Origin of the sequence: Bradyrhizobium sp. (genome assembly GCF_017881085.1) — a bacterium.
GTDB lineage: Bacteria > Pseudomonadota > Alphaproteobacteria > Rhizobiales > Xanthobacteraceae > Bradyrhizobium.
This window is the reverse complement of record NZ_JADGRI010000291.1, coordinates 1-6,977: the sequence shown is the minus strand read 5'-3', so window position 1 is coordinate 6,977 and position 6,977 is coordinate 1. Positions and strand designations below refer to the sequence as shown.

General features: G+C 62.2%; 10 protein-coding genes and 1 pseudogene. 4 read left to right on the top strand and 7 right to left on the bottom strand.

Annotated elements, in window-relative coordinates; translation table 11 throughout:
* Nucleotides 1-340: pseudogene (locus QZ213_RS22275) on the top strand (glutathione-dependent formaldehyde-activating protein); the annotation flags it as partial.
* Between the two features lie 141 nt (nucleotides 341-481).
* On the opposite strand, the gene QZ213_RS22270 reads toward QZ213_RS22275, so the two are convergent.
* The gene (locus tag QZ213_RS22270) at nucleotides 482-1,204 is read right to left on the bottom strand and encodes a hypothetical protein (protein WP_291688253.1); all 723 of its coding nucleotides are present in this window, start codon (nucleotides 1,202-1,204) and stop codon (nucleotides 482-484) included.
* A gap of 203 nt (nucleotides 1,205-1,407) precedes the next feature.
* Nucleotides 1,408-1,590: a hypothetical protein gene (locus QZ213_RS22265; RefSeq protein ID WP_291688252.1), complete on the bottom strand. Its 183-nt coding sequence runs from the start codon at nucleotides 1,588-1,590 to the stop codon at nucleotides 1,408-1,410.
* Between the two features lie 130 nt (nucleotides 1,591-1,720).
* Between QZ213_RS22265 and QZ213_RS22260 the strand changes: the two genes are divergently transcribed.
* Nucleotides 1,721-1,987 (top strand): hypothetical protein, encoded by a 267-nt coding sequence (locus QZ213_RS22260; protein WP_291688251.1) that lies wholly within the window; start codon nucleotides 1,721-1,723, stop codon nucleotides 1,985-1,987.
* Nucleotides 1,988-2,211: 224 nt separating this feature from the next.
* Here QZ213_RS22260 and QZ213_RS22255 read toward each other — a convergent pair whose 3' ends face one another.
* Together QZ213_RS22255 and QZ213_RS22250 are read right to left on the bottom strand one after the other, a co-directional pair.
* Nucleotides 2,212-2,499: a hypothetical protein gene (locus QZ213_RS22255; protein ID WP_291688250.1), complete on the bottom strand. Its 288-nt coding sequence runs from the start codon at nucleotides 2,497-2,499 to the stop codon at nucleotides 2,212-2,214.
* A gap of 290 nt (nucleotides 2,500-2,789) precedes the next feature.
* A complete protein-coding gene (locus QZ213_RS22250; RefSeq protein WP_291688249.1) occupies nucleotides 2,790-3,170 on the bottom strand; it encodes a hypothetical protein in 381 nt (126 codons plus the stop codon).
* Between the two features lie 148 nt (nucleotides 3,171-3,318).
* Between QZ213_RS22250 and QZ213_RS22245 the strand changes: the two genes are divergently transcribed.
* Nucleotides 3,319-3,885 carry a DUF2478 domain-containing protein gene (locus tag QZ213_RS22245; protein ID WP_291688248.1) on the top strand — a complete coding sequence of 189 codons (567 nt, stop codon included), beginning with the start codon at nucleotides 3,319-3,321 and terminating at the stop codon, nucleotides 3,883-3,885.
* 504 nt (nucleotides 3,886-4,389) lie between these two features.
* On the opposite strand, the gene QZ213_RS22240 is transcribed toward QZ213_RS22245, so the two are convergent.
* On the bottom strand, nucleotides 4,390-4,596 hold the full coding sequence (locus QZ213_RS22240) for a hypothetical protein (protein ID WP_291688247.1): 207 nt from the start codon (nucleotides 4,594-4,596) through the stop codon (nucleotides 4,390-4,392).
* Between the two features lie 298 nt (nucleotides 4,597-4,894).
* Here QZ213_RS22240 and QZ213_RS22235 point away from each other — a divergent pair, with 298 nt between their 5' ends.
* Nucleotides 4,895-6,298, top strand: a complete 1,404-nt coding sequence (locus QZ213_RS22235) for a TAXI family TRAP transporter solute-binding subunit (RefSeq protein ID WP_291688246.1) — start codon at nucleotides 4,895-4,897, stop codon at nucleotides 6,296-6,298.
* 5 nt (nucleotides 6,299-6,303) lie between these two features.
* Here QZ213_RS22235 and QZ213_RS22230 read toward each other — a convergent pair whose 3' ends face one another.
* Together QZ213_RS22230 and QZ213_RS22225 are read right to left on the bottom strand one after the other, a co-directional pair.
* Complete coding sequence (locus QZ213_RS22230; protein ID WP_291688245.1) at nucleotides 6,304-6,717, bottom strand: Rieske (2Fe-2S) protein; 414 nt, start codon at nucleotides 6,715-6,717, stop codon at nucleotides 6,304-6,306.
* Nucleotides 6,718-6,733: 16 nt separating this feature from the next.
* The coding region (locus QZ213_RS22225; RefSeq protein WP_291688244.1) for an amidohydrolase family protein at nucleotides 6,734-6,977 on the bottom strand (244 nt) is incomplete at its 5' end.

Below are 6,977 nucleotides of genomic sequence, written 5' to 3'. Positions count from 1 at the left end.
CGGCGACAAGCTGCACATCATCGACGCCTCGGCAACCATCCAGCGGCACGCCTGCAAGGCCTGCGGCACGCATATGTACGGCCGCATCGAGAACAAGGCGCATCCGTTCTACGGGCTGGACTTCATCCATCCCGAACTGTTCCAGGAAACGGGCTCCGCGGCACCGGGCTTCGCAGCCTTCGTGTCCTCGGTCATCGAGTCCGGCGTCAACCCTTCCGAAATGGATGGGATCAGGTCGCGCCTCAAGGAACTCGGGCTAGAACCCTATGATTGCCTGTCGCCGGCACTGATGGATGCGATCGCCACGCATGTGGCGAAGTCCAAATCGAAGGCGGCCTGACGCACGCGCTCTCGTCGGCTCTCGCTGGTGGTCACTACCACCGGCGGAGCTGCCGTTTGCGCCGGAAGATCAAGAAGAAGCCGAAGACGGAGCACGGATCGTGCTGCGCTCGCCGGCCCTCGAAGGATGAGCGGCAGCGTCTCATTTTTTCCGGTGATAAAGCCCGCTGAACGTCACCCCGGAGCCGCCGCAATCGCCGTTGTCTTCGACCAGCAGCCACGGGCCGATGCGCTGCATGCGGACGCGGCAGCCTGGTTCATCCATGTTCTCGAACGGGACGCTGCCGTCGTTGACGAAGGCGATGGTGTCGTTCTGCGGTGTCGCCTGGGCCTCGATCACGCCGTTGTTGGTCGTCTTCCCGGCGGGGACGAGCATGACGCCTTCGATATGCAATTTGCCACCGGCGCCGCGCGTGATCTCGACGCCGCCACCGGGGTGGGACCAGGTACCGAGCCAATCTGAAATCTTCGGTGATGGCATCGGCGCGACCGGGGTTAGCGCCGTGCCCGGCAGCCACCCCGTGGCCCACATCTGCTTTTTCTCCTGGTAGGAGATGCAGGTGAACGAGCCGAGCGTCTTGCCTGTGAGCACGAGGTCGCCGGCGACGAGGTAGGCCTTTTGCCGGCAAGCCTCGGTCGACGCCGGGCAGGTCTCGGCCTTGAAATCGTCGTCGTAGGGACTCTTGACGAAGCTGACGCGCGGCCTGGCCGTAACCTTCTGGACGACCAGCGCCCGTTTGTCGTCCCATTCGAAGCCGTTGCAATTGCGCGGATCGTAGGGGTCGTAGGCTGAGGCAGATCCCGCGGTCAGGACCGTCAGGAGCAGCGAGGCCTGCGCGACCTTTCCAACCCGCCTGGCTCGCATCTCAGCCACCCTTCAATTGCAGGTATACTTGCGAGACCATAGGTCGCATCGCCCGGGAACCTGGTTCAAGGCGCCTATCCCTGATTTTGGCGAGAGCCCAACTCCCGGCCCCCTGTGGTAAGGTTGACCAGTTAGGTTAAGTTGCGATCCACGTTGTCTCGGCCTGAATTTCCTGTTCAGGTTAGGGGAACCTTGAAACGGATTTATTGATTGGCCAAGAGCAGGATTTCGAGCACCGAACTTATCTGGATTTTCCGGGAGAAGCTGTCGTCGTTCAATGACTGTTCTCCCACAATCTCGATTGCGATTGTACCGAGCGGCGGCGGCTGGACCGCCTTGACGAGCCCGCGGGTCCGAAAATCATTTCCAAACAGCGTCAGGCGCATCGAACAGATTCAGAAACAGCTTCGAGAACTTTACATCCTGGCGAACGATTGAAAACGATCCGCCGGCGAACCCCGCTCCTCGCGGATCGTTATGCCCACACTGACGCAATTTTCAGTTCAGAGATTTCCAATGATCTTTACCATCCGCGCCTCCAAAGACGGTGAAACCATCGAGACGCACCGGGAAGGCCCGACCGCCACGGTCGCCAAGGCCCGTGGACTTTTCAAGACCGGCTGGTTGGTCCAGATCATCGATAGCGACGGGCTGACTTATGCCCCGTCCGAGTTCGACCAATTGCTTGGGTTCGATCGCCACAAGAGGCGGGAAAGAATCTCGGGTGACGGCGTTCTCGGCATCGTGGAAGACATCCTGGCGGAGCGGCGCGGACGGACCTAGCGAGCGCAATTGCAGTCGCTGAAATATCGCTTGTGCGGAACGCGGCATTACCACGCGTCCGCTCCGCATATGGAAAAGCCAGCGCAAGCGCGGCATGGCCGTGAAAAGACCCCGCCGCCCTCGACGGGGTGAAGTTTGGGAGAGCGGCGCGAGATCACAAACGCGCCGCCAGATTCATCATATCACGATCTGGCCGGTGGAGTTTACATATCCACCGAAATCGATCAGTTCGGATCGATCCTGATTGCTGGCCGCCATTGCGCCGTCCAATGAGCCGCTTGCGCATTCTCACTCGGTCCGCTCTTGAGACAACGCCGCGCCGCCTCGATATCGGCCTCCGTGGCGCCGTGGCTTCTCGCCCACATCTCGGCGGCGGTTTCCGAAAACCTGGCGACGTAGAACCGGACAACGGAACAGGATGCGCGGTGAACAAGTCCCGCGTGCTCGGCGGCTTCCGCGCACGGCACCAGCCCGAGGCAAGCGGCAACAACGCATCCCCAGCGTGCCAGCATCTTTCGCCCCCTTGCCCCGGACTCGAACAGACAGGTTCCATGGAGGGAACATGCACTCGATATCGCGCGCCGTGAATTGAAATAGAAGTTTGTCCGACTCACAGGTCGAAACCAAGTTACCGATCAACGAAGTCGGACTTCTCCACGCATCTTTTGAGCAAGGGGCATTCCAGTGCACACCCCCGAACGGCCGGTCGGGAAAGGCCGCCACAGCCAGCCGGCGCATAGGATCAAGCTGACGGAGCCGTGGGGAACACACTATGCATGGATGCATCCGGATGATGCCATCTCTAATGCGGCCGCAGCGTCGCATTCCGCGTGGGCTGCGCCACCAGCGCCTCGCCGAGTTCGCTCTGCTGGCGCCGCGGGATTGAAAAACACACGCTGAAGCCGTCGACGGTCCGCAGCGTCACCATGGTCTGGGTGGGATCGGACGATTGTTCGACCAGCCACGATTCGAGCGGGTAAGCGTAGCGCAGGCTCTGATCGCCGAAGCGGGTTTGCAGCGCCCTGTCGATCAGCCCCGGCAGCGTCATGGCCAGCGCGCCGACCTGGTTCAGCGACAGCCGGATGGTCGCCGGCTTGCCGGTAGAATCGACGAACCCGAGCGAAATGGCGCCGCGGTCGTCTGCGACTTCGCAGGTGGTGAGGGCCTGGGTGTCGATCTCCATCGGGAAGCACGATCATTCGTTATATTCAGTCGAATATATCGCGACTGACGGCGGCCTCTAGTCCGCGTTTTGGCGGCCGTCGAACCGACTGGCCGTGGCCCTCCGGTCAATTTCGTGGTATGTGGCTGGGTATAATGGAGATGCCGTCATGTTTGACGCCCAATGCGACCTTGCAGCCATGGTCTACGAACGGGATCAGGACCCGGATGAAGTGCTGCGGGATTTTGCGTCGGACCTGAACGCTCGCGGCTATCGCGCGGTCGGGCTGGTGCAGACCGGCCATCATTGCCTCGATGCGCGGAAACTGTCGGCGATGCTGGTCCATAACGGCGAGGAACTGCAGCTGTTCCAGAACCTCGGGGCCGGCGCGACCGGCTGCAGGCTGGATGTCGGCCAACTCCTGGGCGCGGGCGCCCGGGTCGCCGGCGCGATCGAGGAGGGGGCCGACCTCGTGATCGTCAACCGGTTCGGACGGCAGGAATGCGAGGGAAAGGGCCTGTCGTTCCTGGTCGAGCGCGCCCTGAGCGCCGATATTCCGGTCGTGATCGCGGTGCCGAGCCATCGCTTCGGGGACTGGATCAAATTTGCCGGCGGCATGAGCGTCAAGCTGCGCTGCGATCGCAAGGCGCTCGATGCATGGTGGGCTGCGGTCTCGGCGCGAACCGCCGGCGCGGTCAGGCGGGATCACCAGACCGTTTGCGAAGCTTTCAAGTAGCTGCAAAGTGCCAGAACTTGCCGGCTGGGGCCGCCGTTCACCGGCGGCCAAGCACTCACGGTCGCGTGAACCGGTTTCGTGGGGAAGTTCCAAAGAAACCAAATAGACCGGCGACGAAACCATTTTGGCCGTGCTGCGAAGACCGCCGGAAAGAATAAGGGGTCAAAATCGCTGCATTGATCGACAATGGAGTGTGGTCATGTCCGCATTAATTAATTTGATCTATCTCGAGTATTGCAGGGCTCGCCTCGCCGAGATGCGCAAGACCCACGCCTCCGCCTGAAACCGTGAACAGCACCGCCCGGCGCCGGCAACCGGAAGAGTGACCTTAAGGGAGTGCAGGCCCATGCTCGCCGAAAAATTCATTCTGCTGATTGAGACGCTCAGGAGCCACGCCAGCCACCCGGATGGAAGCCCGCGCGTGATAAGTACCTCGCCGCACGTCCCGGTCAAATTGCCGGTCAGCAGCAAGTAGCCGCCCGGATACGCGACGACGGAGAGACCTTACAGCGTCTCTTGCTTGTGCCCGCATTGCTTGCACGCGAACTTGACGCGGGTCGCGCCTTTTTCCGCGGAGATGCGATTGGGCGCGCCGCATTTGCCGCAGACCGTCTCGATGCGAGTATTGCCCTGCTTCACGACGATGGTCTTGCGTTCCATGGTTTCGCGGATCAGGCGCTCGGCCTCTTCCCGCATCGACTGCTTCGACATCCGCTTCTACCTGTCATGGCCACCGGAGCAGCCTTATAGCACCCGCATCGCATTTGCGGCCAGCCTCCCGCGAAAAAACCGCTTCTAAACCCGCTTCATTCCTTCGGGTATTACACGACCGTTTGGATGCGGGACCAGCACGTTAAGGTCGTAACCGAGTGGGCTGATATATGGTTCTTGGCAATCGGGCCGGCATAGCGCCCTCCCAAGGTCCGTGGCCAACGCCGATCGGACCTGGGCCAGGAAGCGTGATATCCTAACGGCGGCCCTGTGATTTTTCTTCAGCCCGGCAGCAGCGATGTCTTCATCGGACGACCTTGGCAGAACCGCAGGCGTGTCGCGTCGCAGCCTGAAAAGACGGAACTCCCTGCTGTTGCTGCTGGCCGCCGGGTTGCTGGTTTTCGCCGCGGCGGCGGGCACACTCTATTATGCCTTGAAGCCGGTCACGCTTCGGATTGCCGTCGGGCCGCCGGGAAGCGATGATCAGAAGCTGATCCAGGTCTTGGCACAAGCGTTCGACCGCGACCGCAGTGCGGTCAGGCTGGCTCCGATCACGACCGAAGGTGCTACGCAAAGCATTGCGCTGCTTGCCGCGGCCAAGGCCGATCTGGCGATCGCCCGCGGCGATCTCGACATGCCGGCCGACGCCGAAACCGTCGCCATCGTGCGCAAGAACGTCGTCGTGCTGTGGGCGCCTTCCGGCCTTCCCGTCAAGGGGTCGAAGAAAAAACCGGCACCGAAGATCAACACGATCGACGATCTCGCCGGCCATCGGGTCGCCATCATCGGCCGGACGCAAGCCAATGTCGCATTGCTGAACGTGATCCTGACCGAATCGGGCGTCGCTCCCGAAAAGGTTGCGGTCCAGAATTTTGGCACCACCGAGATCGCGGCGATGGCAGCCGACCCGGCCATCGATGCCTACATGGCGGTGGGCCCGCTCGACAGCAAGATCACCGCCGAGGCGCTCGAAGCCACCGCGCGCGCCCGGGGCGAACCAAAATTTCTCCCGATCGACGTATCGGAAGCCATCGCCCAGAAGCACCCGCTTTATGAATCCGAGGAGATACCGGGCAGCATCTTCAATGCGTCGCCGGCGAGACCCGATGACAAGATCGACACCGTCAGCGTCAACCACCTGATCGTGGCGCGAAAGGCGTTGCCGGAAACGACGGTCGGCGCGCTGGCCCGGCAATTGTTCGCCATTCGTCAGGTGCTGGCGAGACAATTCCCCGGCGCCGCGCACATCAAGAAGCCGGACACCGACAAGGACGCCGAGCTGCCGGTGCACCAGGGAGCGGCCGCCTACATCGACGGTACCGAGCGCACCTTCCTCGAGCGGTACAGCGATTATTTCTGGGCTGCCGTGCTGGTTCTCTCGGGACTTGGTTCGGGTTGGGCCTGGCTGCGTCACTTCCTGAGACGAGACGAGCGGGAGCAGAACACGCTGCATCGGGACAAGATGCTGAGCCTGATTGCGAAGGTGCGCACCGCGGAAACCCCGGACGAATTGCTGGCCATGCAGCGCGAGGTGGATGGCGTGCTGCGCGAGACGCTCGACGCCTTCGATGACGGCGCAATCGAAGAGGAGGACGTCTCGGCCTTTGGCCTGGTGCTGGAGCAGTTTCATTATGCCATTGCCGATAGACGCGCGGCGATGGGTGCGAGCGCGCCCGAGCTGCCCCGCATGCGCGCAAGATAGCCGGCTCACGTCTCGATGATGACGTAACTGTCTTCGATGTGAACCGGAAAGGTCTCCGCCACGTAAGGCCCCTTGGCCAGCGTCTCGCCGTCCTCGATCACGACCGGATAGGTCCGCACCTTGACCCGCTTCGGGTCGAACCAGGATTGCCCGTTGCGCATGTCGAATTCCCAGCCGTGCCAGGCGCAGCGCAAGAGTTCGCCGACCCGCGAGCGCTGATAGACCCCGGGTTCCGGCGAGGTCAGCCGCGCCACACAGGCGGCTTTGTCGAGCGGCGCGCCGGCATGCGGGCAACGGTTGAGCAACGCGAAGAACTCGCCGTTGACATGGAACACGACAATGTCGCGGCCCTCCACGCCGACCACCTTGTTGCCGCCGGGCGGGATCTCCGTAGTACGGGCGACGATGTGGCGGGTCATTCTTTTGTTCTTGCGATCAAAGCTTGTACAGCGCGCGGGCGTTGCCGTTGAAGATCTTCTGGCGTTCGGCCTCCGTCAGCGGCGTCTTGAAGGCAAAGCGCGGATCATCAAAGTCCCAATGCGGGTAGTCCGAGGAGAACAGCAGGCGATCGACGCCGACCCATTCGATCAGGGAGCGCAGATGCCGCGCCTCGTCCGGCTCGTCGATCGGCTGGGTGGTGAACCAGAAATGCTCCTTCACATATTCGGACGGCCGCCGC